19 protein-coding genes are annotated in these 19,902 nt (G+C 35.6%); 6 read left to right on the top strand and 13 right to left on the bottom strand.

What is annotated here, in order from left to right:
* Nucleotides 1–22: 22 nt before the first annotated feature.
* Together ABWH96_RS09695 and ABWH96_RS09690 are read right to left on the bottom strand one after the other, a co-directional pair.
* A complete protein-coding gene (locus ABWH96_RS09695; RefSeq protein ID WP_375581252.1) occupies nucleotides 23–1,552 on the bottom strand; it encodes a SulP family inorganic anion transporter in 1,530 nt (509 codons plus the stop codon).
* 248 nt (nucleotides 1,553–1,800) lie between these two features.
* A complete protein-coding gene (locus ABWH96_RS09690; RefSeq protein ID WP_375581251.1) occupies nucleotides 1,801–3,054 on the bottom strand; it encodes a cystathionine gamma-synthase family protein in 1,254 nt (417 codons plus the stop codon).
* Nucleotides 3,055–3,179: 125 nt separating this feature from the next.
* Here ABWH96_RS09690 and ABWH96_RS09685 point away from each other — a divergent pair, with 125 nt between their 5' ends.
* Both ABWH96_RS09685 and ABWH96_RS09680 read left to right on the top strand, forming a co-directional pair.
* A complete protein-coding gene (locus ABWH96_RS09685) occupies nucleotides 3,180–3,659 on the top strand; it encodes an Lrp/AsnC family transcriptional regulator (protein ID WP_375581250.1) in 480 nt (159 codons plus the stop codon).
* A gap of 400 nt (nucleotides 3,660–4,059) precedes the next feature.
* Entirely contained in the window at nucleotides 4,060–4,497 is a 438-nt protein-coding gene (locus ABWH96_RS09680) for a DUF4174 domain-containing protein (protein ID WP_375581249.1), read from the top strand.
* A gap of 52 nt (nucleotides 4,498–4,549) precedes the next feature.
* Here the strand turns inward: ABWH96_RS09680 and hutU are convergent, their stop codons facing one another.
* Nucleotides 4,550–6,223, bottom strand: coding sequence for a urocanate hydratase (hutU, locus tag ABWH96_RS09675; protein ID WP_375581248.1), 1,674 nt, complete (start codon nucleotides 6,221–6,223; stop codon nucleotides 4,550–4,552).
* A gap of 182 nt (nucleotides 6,224–6,405) precedes the next feature.
* Here hutU and ABWH96_RS09670 point away from each other — a divergent pair, with 182 nt between their 5' ends.
* A complete protein-coding gene (locus ABWH96_RS09670; RefSeq protein WP_375581247.1) occupies nucleotides 6,406–6,897 on the top strand; it encodes a hypothetical protein in 492 nt (163 codons plus the stop codon).
* Nucleotides 6,898–6,938: 41 nt separating this feature from the next.
* Entirely contained in the window at nucleotides 6,939–7,553 is a 615-nt protein-coding gene (locus ABWH96_RS09665) for a porin family protein (protein ID WP_375581246.1), read from the top strand.
* Here ABWH96_RS09665 and ABWH96_RS09660 read toward each other — a convergent pair.
* The 5 genes from ABWH96_RS09660 to ABWH96_RS09640 form a co-directional block, all read right to left on the bottom strand.
* Nucleotides 7,550–7,873 (bottom strand): nucleotidyltransferase domain-containing protein, encoded by a 324-nt coding sequence (locus ABWH96_RS09660; protein ID WP_375581245.1) that lies wholly within the window; start codon nucleotides 7,871–7,873, stop codon nucleotides 7,550–7,552. The two genes, ABWH96_RS09665 and ABWH96_RS09660, sit on opposite strands and share 4 nt — an antisense overlap.
* Nucleotides 7,870–8,277 carry a nucleotidyltransferase substrate binding protein gene (locus tag ABWH96_RS09655; protein WP_375581244.1) on the bottom strand — a complete coding sequence of 136 codons (408 nt, stop codon included), beginning with the start codon at nucleotides 8,275–8,277 and terminating at the stop codon, nucleotides 7,870–7,872. Before ABWH96_RS09655 ends, ABWH96_RS09660 begins: the two co-directional genes overlap by 4 nt.
* A 150-nt stretch (nucleotides 8,278–8,427) precedes the next feature.
* Nucleotides 8,428–8,793, bottom strand: a complete 366-nt coding sequence (gene folB, locus ABWH96_RS09650) for a dihydroneopterin aldolase (RefSeq protein WP_375581243.1) — start codon at nucleotides 8,791–8,793, stop codon at nucleotides 8,428–8,430.
* A gap of 20 nt (nucleotides 8,794–8,813) precedes the next feature.
* Complete coding sequence (locus tag ABWH96_RS09645; protein WP_375581242.1) at nucleotides 8,814–9,566, bottom strand: DivIVA domain-containing protein; 753 nt, start codon at nucleotides 9,564–9,566, stop codon at nucleotides 8,814–8,816.
* 98 nt (nucleotides 9,567–9,664) lie between these two features.
* Nucleotides 9,665–10,588, bottom strand: a complete 924-nt coding sequence (locus ABWH96_RS09640) for a WD40 repeat domain-containing protein (protein ID WP_375581241.1) — start codon at nucleotides 10,586–10,588, stop codon at nucleotides 9,665–9,667.
* 16 nt (nucleotides 10,589–10,604) lie between these two features.
* Here ABWH96_RS09640 and ABWH96_RS09635 point away from each other — a divergent pair, with 16 nt between their 5' ends.
* Nucleotides 10,605–11,240, top strand: a complete 636-nt coding sequence (locus ABWH96_RS09635) for a 4'-phosphopantetheinyl transferase family protein (protein ID WP_375581240.1) — start codon at nucleotides 10,605–10,607, stop codon at nucleotides 11,238–11,240.
* 571 nt (nucleotides 11,241–11,811) lie between these two features.
* Entirely contained in the window at nucleotides 11,812–12,882 is a 1,071-nt protein-coding gene (locus ABWH96_RS09630; protein ID WP_375580787.1) for an IS110 family transposase, read from the top strand.
* 206 nt (nucleotides 12,883–13,088) lie between these two features.
* Here the strand turns inward: ABWH96_RS09630 and ABWH96_RS09625 are convergent, their stop codons facing one another.
* The 5 genes from ABWH96_RS09625 to ABWH96_RS09605 all read right to left on the bottom strand — a co-directional run bounded on the left by ABWH96_RS09625 (nucleotide 13,089) and on the right by ABWH96_RS09605 (nucleotide 19,892).
* On the bottom strand, nucleotides 13,089–14,441 hold the full coding sequence (locus ABWH96_RS09625; protein WP_375581239.1) for a GntP family permease: 1,353 nt from the start codon (nucleotides 14,439–14,441) through the stop codon (nucleotides 13,089–13,091).
* A 7-nt stretch (nucleotides 14,442–14,448) separates the two neighbouring features.
* A complete protein-coding gene (gene gnd / locus ABWH96_RS09620; protein ID WP_375581238.1) occupies nucleotides 14,449–16,344 on the bottom strand; it encodes a decarboxylating NADP(+)-dependent phosphogluconate dehydrogenase in 1,896 nt (631 codons plus the stop codon).
* Nucleotides 16,345–16,405: 61 nt separating this feature from the next.
* A complete protein-coding gene (locus ABWH96_RS09615) occupies nucleotides 16,406–17,266 on the bottom strand; it encodes a transglutaminase-like domain-containing protein (RefSeq protein ID WP_375581237.1) in 861 nt (286 codons plus the stop codon).
* A 17-nt stretch (nucleotides 17,267–17,283) separates the two neighbouring features.
* Nucleotides 17,284–18,912 (bottom strand): acyl-CoA carboxylase subunit beta, encoded by a 1,629-nt coding sequence (locus ABWH96_RS09610; RefSeq protein WP_375581236.1) that lies wholly within the window; start codon nucleotides 18,910–18,912, stop codon nucleotides 17,284–17,286.
* Nucleotides 18,913–18,956: 44 nt separating this feature from the next.
* A complete protein-coding gene (locus ABWH96_RS09605; RefSeq protein ID WP_375581235.1) occupies nucleotides 18,957–19,892 on the bottom strand; it encodes an MlaD family protein in 936 nt (311 codons plus the stop codon).
* Between the last annotated feature and the right edge of the window lie 10 nt (nucleotides 19,893–19,902).

Here is a 19,902-nt window from a genome sequence, read left to right as displayed (position 1 = left end):
AAACTACTCACTATGAAAAAAACTAAACTTTATCAACCACCAATTTATAATTAGGGTCTTCTATTACATTAACATCAATAATTTTATCTGCATTCTTAAGCAATCTCCTGCAATCAGGGCTTAAGTGCTTTAAGTGAACCTTCTTCCCTACTTTCATATATCGCTCAGTAATTTTATTCAATGCCTCAATGGCTGACATATCCACTACCCTGCTTTCCTGAAAATCAATTATCACCTCTTCAGGATCATTCAAAATGTCAAATTTTTCATTAAAAGCTGCAACTGATCCGAAAAACAAAGGGCCATAAATTTCATAATGCTTTACACCTTCATCATCAACACTTTTTCTTGCACGAATTCTTTTAGCATTATCCCAAGCAAATACTAATGCCGCAATAATCACACCTACGATTACGGCTAAAGCCAAATTATGAAGGATAATAGTCACCAAAGTCACCAATACCATTACTAAAATATCTGACTTTGGCATTTTATTAAGCGTCTTTAGACTCGCCCACTCGAATGTTCCAATAGCCACCATGATCATCAAACCAGTTAATGCTGCCATTGGAACCAATTCAATTAATGAAGATCCAAACATGATGAAAACCAATAACATCACAGCTGCAACTATACCAGATAATCTAGCACGAGCTCCATTTGAAATGTTAATCAAACTTTGTCCTAACATGGCACAACCACCCATTCCTGAAAATAAGCCAGATAAAATATTGGCTGTACCTTGGGCTACTGCTTCCTTATTTCCTCTACCTCTTGTTTCAGTGATCTCATCAATAATGTTAAGCGTCAAAAGACTTTCAATCAAGCCAACTGCTGCCATAATCGCTGAATATGGTAAGATGATCATTAGGGTTTCCCACTTTAAAGGAATGTTAGGTATATGAAATGGTGGGAATCCGCCTTTAATTGAAGCTACATCCCCAACAGTTCTGGTATCAATACCAAAATAGACTACGATTCCAAATATCACCAAAATAGCTACTAATGATGATGGGACAGCCTTTGTTATCTTAGGTAATCCCCAAACAATTAGCATAGTACCTAAAACTAAAGCTAAAAGTATATAAAGTGGCTCTCCTGTTAACCAATTCCCAGCATCGTCTTGAAATTGCTTGAATTGCGAACTAAAAATTATAAATGCTAAGCCATTTACAAAACCAAAAATCACAGGGTGAGGTACCAAACGCATGAATTTTCCTAACTTCAAAAATCCAGCTAACACTTGAATCAAACCTGATAAAATCACAGCTGCAAGTACATATTCAACTCCAAATTTTTGTGATAAAGCAACAATCACCACGGCAATAGCTCCTGTTGCACCTGATATCATACCAGGTCGACCACCTAAAATAGCGGTCACCAAACCCATCACAAAAGCAGCATAAAGACCCGTTAAAGGAGATAAATCGGCCATAAAAGCAAAAGCAACAGCTTCAGGAATTAAAGCCAATGCAACAGTGACTCCTGAAAGCACTTCTGTTTTGTAATCTACCTTTTGTGTGAGGTCAAATAATTTGAAATATTGTTTCATGCGCCCAATTTGGATTTTTCTTATAAATTCGAGTGGCCGTCTCCCAAATGAGCGCGCAAAGGTAGGGATTTATTTTTAAAAATAAACCAAAATAAGAAAATACTCAAAAATTTTAATGATATAACTACCTAACGATATTATATAGACAGTTGACAATATTCAATTGACAAAAAGATCAACTCTTAATCATAAAAGGTAAAAACATCAAGAGTCTAGAATCTAGGTAATAGACTCTTGATTCTTAAAAATCAAACTTTTTCCAAAGCCTGCTCAATATCCCAAATCAAATCTTTGGCATCCTCCACTCCTACTGATATTCTTACCAGCTTGGAAGTGATATTTATCTTATTTCTTAATTCTTCATTAACATCAGAGTGAGTCATGGTTGCAGGGTGTTCAGCCAAGGATTCCGTACTTCCTAAACTAACCGCCCGTTTTATCAATTTAGTACTATTTAAAAATTTAAATGCTTCCTTTTCTCCTCCTTTAATATCAAAAGCTAACATGGCACCATTGGAACTACATTGTTTTTTGAAAATTTCATACTGTCTGCCATCTTCAGGCCTTAGATTCCCTAGATAATAAACTTTCTCTACTTTAGGATGTGTATTTAAGAAATTAGCAACTTCTTCAGCATTAGCAGCTTGCTTCTCCATTCTTACTTTCAAAGTCTCTAAACTTCTCATCAACAACCAGCCTGTGTGAGGCCCAGCCATATTCCCCATGAAGGTTCTGAAACCTTTCACTCTTTTAATCAAATCTGCTGCGCCTAAGCATGCTCCAGCCACTAAATCACTATGGCCACCTATGTATTTGGTAGCAGAATAAATCACCAAATCAGCTCCTAATTGCAATGGATGTTGCCATACTGGCCCCATATAAGTATTATCTACTCCTATGTAAACTGGCTCTTCTTCAGTTTGAATTTCATTAGCGATCTCCCTAAACATCCCAATATCCACCAATGCATTAGTTGGGTTGGCAGGTGTTTCCAAATAAATGAAACGAACTTTATCTTTCAATCCGCTGGCTTCAAGCTCCTGCATTACTTCTTCCATATCCTGATAAGGGTTCACCCCTACAGATTGAATGCCCCATTTTGGCAAAACATGATTGATGAAATGGTCTGTTCCACCGTAAACAGGAACTGAATGCAAAAGCACATCTCCAGGATTCAAAAATTCCATTAACATACTACTAATGGCTCCCATCCCACTTTCAAAAATAGCGGCATCTTGGGCTCCATCCCAAAGACATAATCTGTCTTCAGTAATTTGAAGATTAGGGTTATTCAAACGGCTGTAAATTAATCCTAATTCCTCTTCATCAGTTTTTTCACGCTTACCGTAAGCAACCTCAAAAAATGCTTTACCGTCTTCTGCCTTTTTAAAAGCGAAGGTCGAAGTCTGAAAAATAGGACATTTAATAGCTCCTTCTGATAATTCTGGCTTGTAGCCAAAGGACATCATTAGACTCTCAGGTGAAAAAGAATGCTCGCTCATAATTTCTTTAATTTTTTATAAATTTAGAAAATAATTCTTGATCTGTATATATTTAAGAAAATAAAACTATATTTATCACATATTATTGATATAAAATCTTTTCGAAGGCAATTAAAAGTATCATAATGGAAAATAATTCTACTATCCGATTAGATGCAACCGATATTCAAATTATCAAGCTTCTACAAAGGAATGCTCGCATCACAAATAAAGAACTAGCCGCGCAGCTTGATCTGACCATTACACCAGTTTATGAAAGGGTAAAAAGGTTGGAAAAAACGGGTGTAATCGGGCAATATGTAGCATTGATTGATGCGGATAAAACTGGTAAAGGTTTAATGGCGCTTTGCATGTTGAGGCTAGAAAAACACACTAAAGACAAACTGGCTCAGTTTGAAGCTCATGTTGCAAAAATCCCTGAGGTTACGGAATGTTATCACCTTGCTGGGCAATATGATTATCATTTGAAAATATTGGTAAAAGACATGAATGCTTTTCAGGACTTTATAGTCAATAAGCTCTCGACCAATGAGAATCTGGCTAATATTCAAAGCTCATTTGTGATGAAAAAGATTACGGATACAACTGCTGTTCCTTTGGGTTGATATGGTATATAACAAAATGTAATTTGAGCTAAGAAGATTGCACTAGCTTTCCAGAATAAGGCCGCTCCTACAGAGCTAAGGTTTTTGTTTTTCCTTTTAAGCTACCATAAGATCACACCTACGGTGCTTTGGCAGAGCAGACCTGGTGCATTATTGTAGATTTCTATTTCATTGATACCTGCTTAAAAAAGTAGTGTTCTTTAATCTTAAAAGTTTTTTCAGACATTATTTGAACAGCAGGTCAATTTATTAACCTCAATCTTTGATCAGAAAATAAGTCCCGGAGGGACGATCTTATGGTAACTATACAATAAACTGATAACCAAAGCTCCGTAGGAGCGACCTTATCTTTAGACCCAGACTATTCAAACATCCTCTTTCTCCATTAGTTACCAATACTATGAGACAAATATTACTTTTAACAATCTTAATCTTTCAGATGAGTTGCGCTCAAGCTCAAATTACAAACTTGGATGATTTCCAGTGGAAAAACAGACTTTTGATCATTTACGCAGACGATCAGAAATCTTCACAATTAGAAGAGCAGCTAGCTAAAATCAGCATAAATAAAGAGGGATATAAAGAACGTGAGTTGAAAGTAATCCTTCTAAAAAAAGAAAAGGTTGACATCTGGAATTTAAATGAAAATCACCAATTAGATTTCCACCAAATCATAAAAGAGTTGAAAATTGAAGAAAACCAACCCTATGAAAACTTATTGATTGGCAAAGATGGTGGGGTGAAATTAAGAAGCAACTCTCCTTTCTCAAATGAAAAATTATTTAATACTATTGATGCTATGCCGATGAGGCAACGGGAAATGAAGGATAAAAACTGACATTTTTAGAAATACCGGTCAGACGCAAAATACGTCAGACCGGGAACAACCTTTATTTTAATCTTTCTTTAATATCTAATTTATGTTTTCTTGCAGTATCTGTAGCGATATCGTATCCTGCATCCGCATGACGAATCACTCCCATTCCCGGATCATTGCGTAAGACTCTTTTCAATCTCTTTTCTGCATCATCTGTGCCATCTGCCACGATTACCATTCCGGCATGAATGGAATAGCCCATCCCTACTCCACCGCCATGATGCAAAGAAACCCAGCTGGCGCCACCTGCAGTGTTTACTAAGGCGTTTAGCAATGGCCAGTCCGCCACTGCATCCGAACCATCCAACATGGCTTCAGTCTCTCTATTTGGAGATGCTACAGAACCTGTATCCAAATGATCTCTGCCAATCACAATTGGTGCTTTCACTTTTCCTTCTTTCACTAATTTATTGAATGCCAAGCCCGCTTTTTCTCTTTCTCCTTGTCCTAGCCAGCAAATTCTTGAAGGCAAGCCTTGAAAAGCAATTCTTTCTTGCGCCATATCCATCCAGCGCATTAAAGATTCATTTTCTGGAAATAATTCTTTTATCACTCTATCAGTTTCCGCTATATCAGCAAGATCACCTGAAAGTGCTGCCCAACGGAATGGTCCTTTTCCTTCGCAAAATAGTGGACGAATATATGCCGGTACAAATCCAGGGAAATCAAAAGCATTTTTCAAGCCTTTCTCCTGTGCCCTTGCTCTTAGATTATTTCCATAGTCAAAAGTGATAGCTCCAGCTTTTTGCAATTCCAACATCAGTTCTACATGTCGATACATAGATTCATAAGATAGCTCCTCATATTTATCAGGATCTTGCTCTCTTAAAACATTGGATTCTTCTAAACTGATTTGGTGAGGCACATAACCTATCAATGGATCATGTGCAGAAGTTTGATCAGTTAAAACATCAGGAATGACATTTCTTTCTTTTAATCTTTCTAATAAATGAACAGCATTGCATGGAACCCCAATTGAAACTCTTTCCTGATTCTTTTTAGCCTCCAAAGCTCTATCGATGGCAGCATCCATATCCTCTATGGATTCATCCAAATATTTGGTTTTTATTCTTTTATCTATTCTCCATTGCTCTACTTCGGCAACCACACAAACACCATCATTCATGGTAACGGCTAGAGGTTGAGCACCACCCATTCCGCCTAATCCCGCAGTAACAGTTAAGGTTCCTTTCAAGCTCCCATCAAAATCTTTATTGGCAATCGCAGAAAATGTCTCATAAGTTCCTTGAACGATCCCCTGAGAACCAATGTAGATCCAACTTCCAGCTGTCATCTGACCATACATCATTAACCCTTTTTTCTCAAGCTCGTCAAAATGTTTCCAGTTTGCCCAGTTCGGTACCAGTTGAGAATTTGATATTAATACCTTTGGTGCATCCTTATGAGTTGGAAGTATTCCAACCGGCTTACCTGATTGAACGACTAAAGTTTCATCTTCCTCCAAATCCTTCAGAGCTTTTATAATCAAATCAAGAGATTCAAAATTCCTGGCGGCTTTACCTCTTCCACCGTACACAATTAAATCCTCTGGCCTTTCAGCTACTTCAGGATCAAGATTATTTAACAACATTCGCAATGCTGCTTCTTGCACCCAGCCTTTGCAGTTCAATTGGCTTCCAGTAGGCGTTTTATAAGTTTCGGGATTATATTTCTTTGTCGTTTCCATAGCTAATTTTCTGTTCAATCTTTCCGAATGTGAAATAGCAGTAATTTCAACAAAAAGGCAAATTTCAACATAAATAACAGTGGAATTCAAAAATTCACTAACTACTTTTATGGTTTAACAGTGATTTTTATTTCTTTTGGAACAAAAATTGTTTCAATTCAATAGAACCAAATAGAAGAACCATGCTATTTAAGAAAATATTAATCCCACTTCTACTCTTTATAATTATTTGCTCCTGCAACAGCAAAAAGAAATATTACAATAATTTCCTCGATCAATTAGCAGGGAATTATGAAATAGCCGAGCTCAATTACATTTCAAGTCAAGGAGCTGATTCAACTATTTATGATGCTGGTACCTTTTATTTTGATAATTGTGGATATCATAAAACCACATCCGAATCAATTTGCGATGGTGAACTATACATAGAGCCAATCAATACTGATGGTACTTTTGAATATCATATTTTTGACGAAAGAACGATGTACATAACAATAAAGTGGTCTCCTGAATATTATGAAAACGAAAATAAAGATCCATTAGGATTGAATGTTCACAATTGCGAAGTCTTTTTTGATGGAAATAAAACAATACTAGAATTCAAGGATAAAGAATCTGCTCAAAAGAGCAACTTTAACATATATCCGTATTCCATAGTACTATCAAAATATTGAAAGTCAGCCAAAACAAAGTAAACGTAAATTAGATCAATCAAATGCGTCTCATATTTATTCTTTTCTTTTTAATCTTTAGTCTTAAAGCTTTCAGCCAAATTCAAACAAAAAATGAAATTTATGTGAAATCAGGTTTAAGCATAGCTAATTATGCTACTGAAGTAGCACAAGGTATGTTTATAGGTGAAAAATACGGTTTCCATGGTGGTATTGGGAGAAAACTCCTTTCTTATAAATCTTTCTCAATAAATGGAGAACTTTTATTTAATCAAAAGGGATGGAAATATGAAGATATCCCAGTTCCGCAATATGGAAATTTAGATTTTATTTTCACCTTAAATTATCTTGATTTAGCGCTATTTTTAGATTATCAGTTGATTAACAAACTATATATCGAAGGTGGAGGTCAATTAAGCTATATGTTGAATTATGATATAAACGACAGCAACCAATCGATTACGTATTCAAACCCAAATGAGTTAGAATTCTCCCCTATCATTGGCCTAAGGTTTGAATGGAATAAATATTTCAGTAATTATTTTCGATTCACCTATGGCACCTGGTCTCAACAAGGTCTATTTGTAGATAAAAATATGGTAATAATGGTAGGTGCCTATGTATCACTTAATGAATTGGTAACTAAATTATGGGATTAAATTCGATCAGCTTGTTTCTTTCGATTATATAATGTTTTTCCTACCCTATCGATATGTTGAATTAATTCCTGGGATGTGATTTGATGATAAATGGATAAATCTAAAGTGTAAGGGGAATTCAGCTCATCTATTTCCCAAAATATCTGATTTCGAATCTCTTCAGTTAGTAGTTTGCCTTTTAAAACCATATCAATATCAGAGCCTTCTCTGTAGTTTCCTTTTGCTCTTGAGCCATAGATTAGAGCTTCTTCCACTTCTGAATGACTTTGGAGGATATTTGTAATTTTCTCTATTAAGCTATCGGGCAAACCAAAACTCATAACAATGATTTCATTTTTGTTTGTAAGTCAATAAATAATGGAAAGTATTGATTTATGATTTTATCGTATTCGACCTTTAATATATTTTCATTATAGGTGTGAACTGTATTATTTCGGCTTTCTATCATTTCCATCCATTTCTGACCATCTGATATCAGACCCATTTTAAATGCTTCACGAGTTGCGGAACGGGAACCTGTTACATTTTGGATGCCTTCATATAAAAGGTAATCCTTTAAAACCTTCCAGGCTAATTCGTGAGTGAATTCAAATCTTAAAATGACTCCATTTTTGATTATCGATTCAGGATTAATTCCATAATCAAGTACACCTTCTTTTAAAAGTAATAAGGCTTTTTCAAAGTTAGAGAAAGTATTTTGCCAGATTTGATTTTCTGCTAGCATATGGTTCTAGATGTATTGACTATTAACCAGACTTTTATCATTCTATTGTCTTTGGTTCATATTTTAACCTAAGGTTAAAATCAATAGATCCCTTTCTTCAAAGGGATGACGTTCTAATCTAATTCTGTAGAAAAACGAAATGTAGCTCTGTTAAAAAATATCTCCCCTATCCACCTCTAATTCCACATAAGCCTTATCACACAAAGCGCCAATGGGCGGTTGCATCTTATTCACACGAACCATTACTTTTACAGCAGATTTATTTTCGGTCAGGATTTTCTTTCCGATATGAAAAGCAAGGGTTTCCAGTAATTTGAGGGGCTTTTTCATTACCTCCTCGGTGGTTTTGTAAAGTGTTTCGTAATTTAATGTGCTTTCCAAATTATCATCCATTTGTTCAAATTCAGTTTCCACTACCAAATCAACCGTATAATGATTACCCAGTTTATTCTCCTCCACATAATAGCCGTGATAGCCGTAAAAAGCCATTCCGGATAGTGCTACTTTTCCTTTCATAAAATGATTATTGAAAATTTTTAATCAGCAGTTATTTCATCAAAGAAGGAAGTATCTTCTCCTCCATCCTCTTTCTTATCCTTTTTTTCTTTAGCTGGCTGTTCTTTCTTGGATGGTGTTTCCACTTTTGGAGGTTTTGCTGCCTCATGTTCTATGGGCTTGGATTTAAGTTCTTCCAATTCATAGCCATCTGCATTTTGGATTTTCTTAACCGCTTTTCTGGCTCTTTTGAGGTGGGTTTCTATATCCACATGCTGCATGCGTTCCTCAATCTTCTTTACTTTATCATTTAAGCCCGTACTTAAATTTTTAAGCTCTTCCGCTACATTATCTCGATGATTCTCCAATAGTTTAAATCCATCTGCTACTTCCTTTAGCTCATCTTCCATTTCTTCCAAAATAGTTTGAGCTTTATGATTAGCATCTTCTACAATATCTTTGGCTCTCTGCTGTGCATCTGACAATAATTTATCTGCTTTCATTTGGGTTTCTTTCAAATGCAATTCGGCAGTTCTATTGGCTTGAGTGATAACATTCGCACCCGTATCTTCTGCAGTTTTTAAAGTTTTATAAAGTGAACTTTCCACCTGACGAAGCTTTTCCACTTCCTTCTCTGCCGCTTCAAGTTTCAGCTTCAACTCCTTTTGCATATCCATCTCCCGCTCCCACTCTTGGGAAAGGGAAGCCAAAAATGCCTTGACATCATCTTTATCGTAGCCCCTAAAGCCTTTTTCAAATTCTTTTTGTCGTATTTCTAAAGGAGTAATCTTCATGTTGTTATACTATTATTTTATTAAATAACGCATTCGACTGGGAATTGTCTTAATGCTAAGAAAAGTATTTCACTTTTTCAAGATATAAATATACAGCCTTATTTTTTATTATGCATTTGTATGTCCCAAATTGATAAAGTATGATCGTCACTAGCACTTACCAATCGGTCTTGATAATTAGTCCAAAGTAATTTATTTACGGAAGTGGCATGACCAGCATGCCGTGCCTTATCAATTACTTTCAATAATCTAAAAGTTTGAGCATCCCATATCTTTATGCTTTTATCCATACTACAAGTAGCAAAGTACTTCCCATCAGGTCTGAAACTAATATTATTGATGGCATACATATGTGCCACTATAGTTTCCAATAAAAGATAGTCACTTTTCACATCCCAAATTTTTAAATGAGCATCCCTGCCTGAGCTTAGCAAAATATTGCCATCAAATGAATATTGCAGCGTAAATACTGAATTATCATGTGCCTTAATCTCTTTTTTCAAACGCCAATCAGAGGTAGAAAGTATTTTAATCGTATTATCACTAAATCCTAGGGCTACTTCTTTTCCGTCAGGATGAACCGCAATAGTTCGGGCACTTTTATCGCTTAACTGTAATTTGGCTATAGTGCTCAAATCTTTCAAATCTGATAAAATCAATTGCCCATCTGCGCAAGCGGTTAAAATAATATTCTCGACAAGTTTTATATCAAAAATAGCACTTTCCGTAATTTTAGCAGATCTTAGTTCTTGCTTTTCAGCTACATCAACCAGATGAATGCCTTCATAATTATGCCCAACTATCAATTGATTATTCTCCTTTAAATAGTGAAGTGCATAAACCGAATTCTGTACCTTAGCCACCATAGTTCCCAATTCAGGATCTTTTAAATCCCAGAGAGCAACGATTCCATCCCCACCAGCGGAAAAAAAGAGGTGACTTTCGCTTGCAGGTTCCACTACATATAAGCAATCTTTGTGTCCCGTTAGGCTTTGAATTTTTTCTACATTAATTTTAGGCATATTGTAAAGTTAAGCGATGGCACTAGAATACATAAAGCAAATCAACGAGAATATTCATTTGGCTGTTTGGAAAATTGAAGAGGATTTGGAATTCTACCTCAAAAATGTTCGATTAAGCCTTATTGATGAGAAAATTTTATTGGAAACCACTCATCCAGAAAAGAAATTGGAATTTATGGCAGGCAGAATGCTTTGCAAAACTGTTTTAAATGAACTAAAAATCTCTGATCAACCTATTTTTCGCAACGAATATGGTAAGCCACAAATACCCGATTCAGAATATGATATCTCACTATCGCATACCGAAAACTACATTGCACTTACCATTGGTTATCAACTAGATGTAGGCATAGACATTGAAAAGCCTAAACCAAAAATGGCAAAAATTGCTCCTAGGCTTTATACCGAGGAAGAAATGTCCTATTGCAAGGATAATTTAGTCTACTTTTCTAAAGTTTGGTCTGCCAAAGAGGTTTTGTATAAGCTTTTTATGAAAAGAGAATTGGACTTTAGGGAACATTTAAGCGTTAAGCCAGAAAATAAAGATTGGACATTAATGACGGGTAAAATCCAAAAAGAAAACTTCAACCAAAGCTATCAATTGGCTTTTTATGAGCTGGGAGAATATTTTATTTGTTTGAATGTGACTTGATGAAAAACCCCTCAAAAACAGTAAAGATTTAAGGTTTTTTCTTCCACCTGCCTCGTATGTTTACAATTCTTAAAAGTAATTAGTATTTTTAATAAAGCAATTGGACAAGGTGGAGAGTAACGCGCTTGCCTAAACAAGCCATGAGCTATGTTGAGCCGGAGATAATCCTCGCCTTGTTTTTACTCTTTGTAAAATCCGAACTAGAATCTAAAGAATTTCATCAATTGAAATATCTTGCATTAACACGAGACAGGATCCATAAGAGTATCTTATTGCTGATGTTTAACTAAATTTTAAAGCCATGAAAGTACTTAGACAATGCTCGTATGTTTACAATTCTTAAAAGTAATTAGTATTTTTAATAAAGCAATTGGACAAGGTGGAGAGTAACGCGCTTGCCTAAACAAGCCATGAGCTATGTTGAGCCGGAGATAATCCTCGCCTTGTTTTTACTCTTTGTAAAATCCGAACTAGAATCTAAAGAATTTCATCAATTGAAATATCTTGCATTAACACGAGACAGGATCCATAAGAGTATCTTATTGCTGATGTTTAACTAAATTTTAAAGCCATGAAAGTACTTAGACAATGCTGTGGAATCGATGTTTCAATGGATACGCTGGATATCGTTCTGATGACCCTGCAAGAGGATTTTGAATTTAAAACTGTATCAAGTGGTCAGTTTGCCAATACCAAAAAGGATATCAAGAAATTGATGAATTGGGTTAAAAGACATCAACTTAATGATCTCCCACTTCAAGTTGTCATGGAAGCAACCGGTGTTTATCATGAGCAATTGGCTTACACGCTTTACGATAATGGTTTTGAACTTGCTGTTGTTCTGCCGAACAAAGTAGCTAATTATTGCCGTAGTACCGATGTGAGGCGCATAGACGATAAAATCAGTGCTAGACACATTGCTGAATTTGGTTTATTAAAAAAGATTGACAACTGGACAAAACCGGATGTCTCTTTATTGAAATTAAAAGGCCTGAGCAGAGAAAGAGAGCAATTACTCAATGAAAGAACCAGGGCCAAGAACCAACAACATGCCAAAGAACACATGGCAGAAGTCGATAAGTTTACATTAAAGAGAGCCAAGCAACACATTAAGTTCTTGGATAAGCTGATTGACCAAGTAGAAACTCAGATGAAAGAAATAGTCGGTCAAACCCCATGGTTAAAAAAGAAAATTGAATACATATGCTCCCTAAAAGGAGTTGGTTTTATTACAGCAACCATTGTAATAGCAGAAACAAATGGCTTTAACCTTATCAGAAACAGTCGTCAATTGGTATGTTATGCCGGTTATGATGTCAACAACAAACAATCAGGCACATCAGTTAACACTAAACCTCGCATCTCTCACAAAGGAAATAAACATATTAGAAAAGCACTTTACTTCCCAGCTTTAACGGCAGTTCAAAATGACGAACAATCAAGTAATTTTTATAATCGCTTATTTGAAAGGCAAAAAATTAAAATGAAAAGTTATGTGGCCGTGCAAAGGAAATTGCTGATACTAATTTATACGCTATGGAAAAAAGAAGAAAGATATAATCCAGAATATTACAAGGATAAATTTTTATTAGAGCAGCCCCGAGAGGCCGCCCTAACCGAGCTGGATCAAGTCCGCTCTTGATTTGTTTTCCTAATTGTAAATTTAATGAAAAATCATTTGGTTTTCAACACAGAATCTCCGGCTGGTGGAATCTAATTCCGCCTCTGGCAGACTTTAGCTTTGAAATGCTGAACTTTAATCTTAACGCAACCAGTTAGTTATTACGTGCCAGAGGCACCATTAATTATCACCAGCGAGACGCTGGCGATAGGTTTAGCTCATATCTACTATTGAAAAATCACATGAATCAGCAAAACCATTAAAAAGCCTGAAACAGCTATAATTCCGGTCATAATAGTCCAGGTTTTAAAAGTTTGTTTTTCAGTTATTCCCAATAATTCCTTAACTAACCAAAATCCGCTATCATTTACATGCGACATGAAGGTACCTCCTGCTGCAATTGCAATTACAAGACATGCCAAAGTAAAACCACTGGTATCAGCCATTATCAATGGGGATACCAAACCTGCAGCGGTAATCATGGCTACTGTTGACGAGCCTTGCATTACTCGAATCAATAGTGCTACAAAAAAGGCAAATACTATCACTGGAAACCCTATATCAGACAAAGAATTAGCCAACATTTCACCTGCTCCCGTATTCACTAAAACCTGCTTAAAAACCCCACCAGCACCAGTAATCAAAATAATCATACCTGCCGGCCCCATTGATTTGGTGCTGATATCTAGTAATTCCTTTTTTGTAAAACCTAATCTAATTCCCAAAACATACCAGGCTATAATATTGGCAATAATTAAAGCAGCAAATGGATGCCCTATTAAAGTAATTGCTTCACTTAATATTTGATTAGAGATGGGAAGCAATCCACTGTCATTGAAAGTACTTAGAAGAATTAGGAGTATTGGAATGGCTATTATTGCCAATATGGTATAAATATGAGGTTGTTTCTTATTGTTTTCCTCTGTATCTGTTTCACTTTTAGAAGATAGAGCAGGTAAATCAACAAATATTTTATTACCTATATATTTTCCATATAAAATACCTCCTATAATTGCTGAAGGTAAACCTACAATGCCACCAATTAAAATAACCCAACCTAAGTCAGCACCGATTATATCGGCTACTGCAATAGGGCCTGGTGTAGGCGGCATAAAAGCATGAGTTACGGCTAAACCTGCCAAGAGTGGTAATGCAAAAATCAAAAGAGATTTGCCCGTCTGCTTATGCAAAGCATAAATCATCGGAACCAATAAAATAAAACCTACCTCAAAAAATACAGGAATAGCAATGATAAAGCCTGCCACAGCCATGGCACTGGAAGCTTTTTTGACACCAAACTTTTTTAATAAGAAATCAGCTACTATTCTGGCGCCTCCAGAGTGCTCCAAAATGGCACCAAACATAGCTCCCAATCCTACTACCGTGGCTACGAAACCAAGGGTATTTGCCATTCCTTCCTTAACGGTATCCATAATAGCAATTGGTTCAAGTCCTGCCAATATACCAACACTTATACTGGAAATTAATAAGGAAGCAAATGCATGTAGTTTAACTTTAAGAATTAAAATCAATAAAACTGCAATCCCAGTAAAAACTGCTAAAAGTAAACTATAGTCCATAATCAAATTATTTTAACCATTCGGTATGATGAAACTTGCCAGATTTATCGTCCACTCTTTGATAAGTATGTGCTCCAAAATAATCTCTTTGCGCCTGAATCAGATTAGCTGGGGAATCAGCTTGAGAAATACCATTTAAAAAATTGATTGCTTCACTCAAACAAGGAACCGCTATGTTACTTTCAATGCATTTGGCAACAACTTTAGACAGCGCGGGTTTTAGTTTTTTGATAGAAGAACTGATTTCTGTATGTAAAATCAAATCATCTCCACTTTTGAGCATATCAACTAATTTCTCCATAAGCTCTGATCGAATAATACAGCCATTTGTCCAGATCCTGGCAATTTCACTTAAATTAAGCGACCACTTATAGGTTTCTGAAGCCTCTTTTAAAAATTTAAATCCCTGAATATGGTTAATAATTCTTGCTAGTTGGTAAGCCTCCAATATATGATCAATAGAAACTTCAATGGCACTTAATTCACTAGGCAAAATATTTTGCACTCGATCTCTATCATCTTTGAAGGCAGATAGATACCTAGCAAATAACGATCCTGCGATGAGTGTTGAAGGCACTCCTAATTGGGCAGAAGCAATGGTAGTCCAGTTACCCGTTCCTTTATTACCTGCTTTATCTAGTATTTTATGGATTAGCCAATCATTACCTTCTCTTTTCTTTAAAATATCAATTGTGATTTCCAGTAAATAACTTTGTGTATCCACGTCTGATTTAGATAGGATTTCAGCAATCTCATCTGGATTATTACCCTTAGTCTTAAATATTTGATAGAATTCTGCCAATAATTGCATTTCTGCATATTCAATACCATTATGCAACATTTTAGTGAAATGACCGCTTCCTGATTTTCCTATGTAGGTACAGCAAGCATTGTCATTTTTATCTCTAGCCGCTATTTTTTCAAGATATGGTTTTATCAAATCATAAGCTTGCAAATCACCACCTGGCATAATAGATGGACCTTTTAATGCACCTTCCTCACCTCCAGAGACTCCACAACCTATAAAAAAGAGTCCTTTTTCAGATAATAAGCTTTCTCTTCTAGCTGTATCTTCATAATGTGAGTTACCACCATCAATGATTATATCATTTTTTGATAGAAGTGGAGCTAATTCTTCAATAACAGCATCTATCGCTGAACCTGCATTAACCATCAAAAATATTTTTCGTGGTTGTTGCAGGGAACTTACGAACTTATGTAGTTCATCAAAAGCCAGAGCATTTTCAAGTTCTTTATGTTGTTGTTTAAAATCACTGGCTATATTTTCTTCCTTTCCGGGCACATGTCGGTTAAACATGGATATTTTCACACCTTTTGAAGCAAGGTTTCTACATAGACTTTTGCCCATAACACCTAAACCAATCAACCCAAATTCAGCCTGATCATTTAATTTTTGGACTATCATTTCAACAATTTCTTCTGCGGGATTTTCTACGTTAAATGTAAGTGCATTATCAGGTATTTCCAGCGTATCAAACTGAGAATGAAGTAAATTTGAAGGCATATAATGGCCTTTTCGATTCTTTAAACGGCTAGAAATAAGGTCAAAGCTTCCTTCAAGATAAATCCAATGAGGAGATTGATTTAGGTCGTCCTCTAGTAAATTTCTGTAGTTTTCTTTTAAGGCGGAGCATGCAATAACACAACCTGATTCTTTTGCATGATCTTTGGCTAGTTTATTTAAACTCTTAAGCCATTCCAGACGATCTTCATCACTCAAGGGATGGCCACCAGCCATTTTCTTTATATTATACTCTGGATGAAAATCATCTCCGTCAAAAAAAGGAATATTGAAATTTTGGGCTAAAAGTTTACCTACTGTTGTTTTACCAACGCCTGATACACCCATGATGAAAAAGATCCTTGAATCTGAATTATTCATATTTAACAGTTAAGAATTAAATATAAATAAAAAACTTTATGATCCTTAATTTAGGGCTAACCTATAAGCCCAGTGCATCAAAATCAATTCCGCCAGAAACCTCAATTAAAAGCTCTTTAACTTCCTCAGATTTATGATGTTCTCCTAATTTCTCAAAAGCCATAATGAGGTTTCTCAACACTCTTTTGATGATGTCTTCATTTGAGCAAGGCTCATAATAAATTGGTTTGGGAGTTAAATTTAGATTGGCTAAGTAGTTATCGATGTCTTTGTTAGAAAAGATTAAACCTCTATTGAAAGCATTGACATAAAACTGAACTTCTTCACTTTTATAAGTGATAATAAATAAATTCGGCAAATTTACTCCGTAAATTGGCAAACCTAACTTTTCAGCCACCAACATATAGACTACTGATAGTGAAATAGGATTTCCCTTTTTGCTTTCCAAAACTGATTTCAAAAAGGAATTATTGGGTGAATGGAAATTCTTTGTATTCGCCCTGAATTTTAATTTGGTGAAAAGCGCACCATTTATGATTTTGATTTGGTCGTAAGGATGTAAATCTTCCTTTAATTCCACCCAAATATCATAATAGATTTGCTCTATTTCTTTATTCAAATCATTGAGTTCAGTATCTGGATATTGATACAAAGAAACCAACCACATTCCCTCTAGCAGACTTTCCCCACCTTTTTCTTTCCAGGCTCTAAATCGCTCTTTAAGTTGAGAAAACTGAAGGGTATGGATCATATCCTCAATTTTTCGCTGAATATTCGGGTCAAAGCTATTCTCCCATTGTTCTTCCAAAAAAGGAATAATATCGCTGCCTAAAGACATTATTTTCCCTTCCACATGACGATTTACTTCTTCATCCTCATCCTCCAAAAGGGAAACTAAAGCTTTAAATTCGTTTTTATCCAATTCCAATTTTCAGTGATTTAGGTTTGAATTACGCCTACATTAAAAGGCTTTTCAATAGGAGCATGATCTGCTGCCTCTATTCCCATAGAAATTACCTTTCTAGTTTCTAATGGATCAATGATTCCGTCCACCCATAATCTTGAAGCGGCATAATAAGGAGAAAGTTCCTCGTTATATTTATCAGTAATGTCTTTTAACATTTTCTCCTGATCTTCATCGGAAATTACTTCTCCTTTTGCTTTTAAAGTAGCTACTTTAATTTGCAATAAGGTTTTAGCTGCTGCTGCTCCACTCATAACTGCGATTTGAGCTGTAGGCCAAGCATAGATCAAACGAGGATCGTAAGCCTTTCCACACATAGCATAGTTTCCAGCACCATAGGAATTACCAATTACAATAGTGAATTTTGGCACTACTGAATTTGCCATGGCGTTTACCATTTTAGCACCATCCTTGATAATTCCTCCATGTTCAGATTTACTACCAATCATAAAACCACTTACATCCTGTAGGAATACCAAAGGGATCTTACGCTGATTACAATTCATGATAAATCGAGCTGCTTTATCAGCAGAATCAGAGTAAATTACTCCCCCCATCTGCATTTCACCTTTTTTGGTTTTTACTACCTTTCTTTGATTGGCTACAATTCCTACTGCCCAACCATCAATTCTGGCTGTTCCGCAGATAATGGATTTTCCATAAAGCGCTTTATACTCATCAAATTCTGAGTTATCTACCAATCTTTCGATGATATCTTTAGTATCATATGGTTTTACCCTATCATTAGGAAGGATACCGTATATTTCTTTTTCATCTTTAGCAGGTGCAGCTGGCTCTTCTCTATTAAACCCTGCTTTTTCGAAACTTCCAATTTTATTAAATATTCTACGGATGTCATCTAAACAATCCTGATCTGTTTCGTGTTTATTATCCGTAACGCCAGAGATTTCGCAATGTGTGCTAGCTCCACCTAATGTCTCATTATCAATAGTCTCTCCTATTGCGGCTTTCACCAAATAAGAACCTGCTAAAAAGATGGATCCGGTTTTATTCACTATCATAGCTTCATCCGCCATAATAGGTAAATAGGCACCACCTGCAACACAGCTTCCCATGATGGCCGCTACTTGTATGATTCCCATGGAAGACATTTTAGCATTATTTCTAAACTGTCTTCCAAAGTGTTCTTTATCAGGGAAAATTTCGTTTTGCATTGGAAGAAAAACTCCTGCGCTATCTACCAGATAAATTACTGGCAAGCGGTTTTCCATTGCTATTTCCTGAGCCCGTAAATTCTTTTTGGCTGTCATTGGAAACCAGGCTCCAGCTTTTACAGTGGCGTCATTTGCTACTATCATTACTTGCCTTCCCTCTACATAGCCTATTCCTGTCACTACTCCAGCAGAAGGACATCCACCGACATCCTCATACATTCCATCAGCAGCAAAAGCACCAACCTCCAAAAATTCAGAATCATCATCTACTAAATAATCGATGCGTTCTCTAGCAGTGAGTTTACCTTTCTCATGTTGAGAAGCAATTTTTTTCTCGCCTCCACCTAAATAAACTTTTTCTAATTTGTGTTTGAGTTTGTCTACCTCTTGTTTGTTGAGGTCTTCGTTTTTATTAAATGCGATATCCATTGAGTCGTTTCCTGATATATTTAATAATTATTTGAGTGTTTCCTTTAGTCTTTCTTCTTGTCTTTGTCTTTTCTTCCGAATAATGAGAAGTGTACATATTTTTTAGGTTGATCTTTCATGTCTATTAAAAGGGCATCCAAATCAACCAACGTTTGATTCAAATTTGTATATAAAGAATCATCATTGAGTAATTTATCAACTGTTCCTTCTCCATCTTGCATAGCAGCAACAGTATTATTAATATTAATTAATGTAGTGTCTAATCTGTTGACTACTTTAGCTAGTTCCAAATTATTTACAGAATCTGCTATTCCGTTGGTTTTTTGCAATAGTGCTTTTAATCCATCCTTTTCATCTGCTAAAGTGGCTGATATCTTTTTAAAATCATCAATGACGGAATTAATAGTAGCTTGTTTTTCAGATATCTTAGCTAAATTTTGAGTGGTTATCTCTACATTAAGCATTATATTTTGAATAGCTTCTTCATTCCTTGAGATATTTGATAAAATTGCATTCAAATGTTGGCCTACTGAATCTACGGTTTTTAATACAGGGTAAGCCTGTTCTTGAATTTGGGAAGTTAAGGATGGTTCAATACCGCCTTTTATCTCACTCCCATCTGGTAATGGATTTGTCACCTTATTTCTTTGGATTACAATGGTTTGAGAGCCCAAAATATCAGTCGCAAGCATTGCAACAGACTCTTCTCCTAAAGTGATATCTTCTCTCACCTCAAAGTATACTTTAAGATGATTATCCTTTTCTTGCAATATTTCTATTTTACTAACTCTACCCACAGATAAGCCACTTAACAGAACTGGGTTAGAAGCTGTAAGTCCATTTACATGATCATAAACAGCATAATACTCATTAGTAGGATTGAAAAAATCTATCCCTTTTAGGAAATTAAATCCAAAATAAAATATTACGATTGATACAATTGCCAGTACGGCAACTTTAATTTCTTTAGCTATTTTCAAAGTTGTATAA

This window comes from Marivirga tractuosa (assembly GCF_042140215.1).
Lineage (GTDB): Bacteria > Bacteroidota > Bacteroidia > Cytophagales > Cyclobacteriaceae > Marivirga > Marivirga tractuosa_A.
This window is presented reverse-complemented; position numbering and strand designations above follow the sequence as displayed.

Bases quoted from the DNA above. Each gene is read 5' to 3' on its own strand.
- ABWH96_RS09670 (WP_375581247.1), top strand. From the start codon at position 6,406: ATGCTATTTAAGAAAATATTAATCCCACTTCTACTCTTTATAATTATT.
- folB (WP_375581243.1), bottom strand. From the start codon at position 8,793: ATGAAAGGAAAAGTAGCACTATCCGGAATGGCTTTTTACGGCTATCAC.
- ABWH96_RS09685 (WP_375581250.1), top strand. From the start codon at position 3,180: ATGGAAAATAATTCTACTATCCGATTAGATGCAACCGATATTCAAATT.
- ABWH96_RS09630 (WP_375580787.1), top strand. From the start codon at position 11,812: ATGAAAGTACTTAGACAATGCTGTGGAATCGATGTTTCAATGGATACG.
- ABWH96_RS09695 (WP_375581252.1), bottom strand. From the start codon at position 1,552: ATGAAACAATATTTCAAATTATTTGACCTCACACAAAAGGTAGATTAC.
- ABWH96_RS09640 (WP_375581241.1), bottom strand. From the start codon at position 10,588: ATGCCTAAAATTAATGTAGAAAAAATTCAAAGCCTAACGGGACACAAA.
- ABWH96_RS09635 (WP_375581240.1), top strand. From the start codon at position 10,605: ATGGCACTAGAATACATAAAGCAAATCAACGAGAATATTCATTTGGCT.
- ABWH96_RS09680 (WP_375581249.1), top strand. From the start codon at position 4,060: ATGAGACAAATATTACTTTTAACAATCTTAATCTTTCAGATGAGTTGC.
- ABWH96_RS09625 (WP_375581239.1), bottom strand. From the start codon at position 14,441: ATGGACTATAGTTTACTTTTAGCAGTTTTTACTGGGATTGCAGTTTTA.
- ABWH96_RS09645 (WP_375581242.1), bottom strand. From the start codon at position 9,566: ATGAAGATTACTCCTTTAGAAATACGACAAAAAGAATTTGAAAAAGGC.
- hutU (WP_375581248.1), bottom strand. From the start codon at position 6,223: ATGGAAACGACAAAGAAATATAATCCCGAAACTTATAAAACGCCTACT.
- gnd (WP_375581238.1), bottom strand. From the start codon at position 16,344: ATGAATAATTCAGATTCAAGGATCTTTTTCATCATGGGTGTATCAGGC.
- ABWH96_RS09655 (WP_375581244.1), bottom strand. From the start codon at position 8,277: ATGCTAGCAGAAAATCAAATCTGGCAAAATACTTTCTCTAACTTTGAA.
- ABWH96_RS09610 (WP_375581236.1), bottom strand. From the start codon at position 18,912: ATGGATATCGCATTTAATAAAAACGAAGACCTCAACAAACAAGAGGTA.
- ABWH96_RS09660 (WP_375581245.1), bottom strand. From the start codon at position 7,873: ATGAGTTTTGGTTTGCCCGATAGCTTAATAGAGAAAATTACAAATATC.
- ABWH96_RS09665 (WP_375581246.1), top strand. From the start codon at position 6,939: ATGCGTCTCATATTTATTCTTTTCTTTTTAATCTTTAGTCTTAAAGCT.
- ABWH96_RS09690 (WP_375581251.1), bottom strand. From the start codon at position 3,054: ATGAGCGAGCATTCTTTTTCACCTGAGAGTCTAATGATGTCCTTTGGC.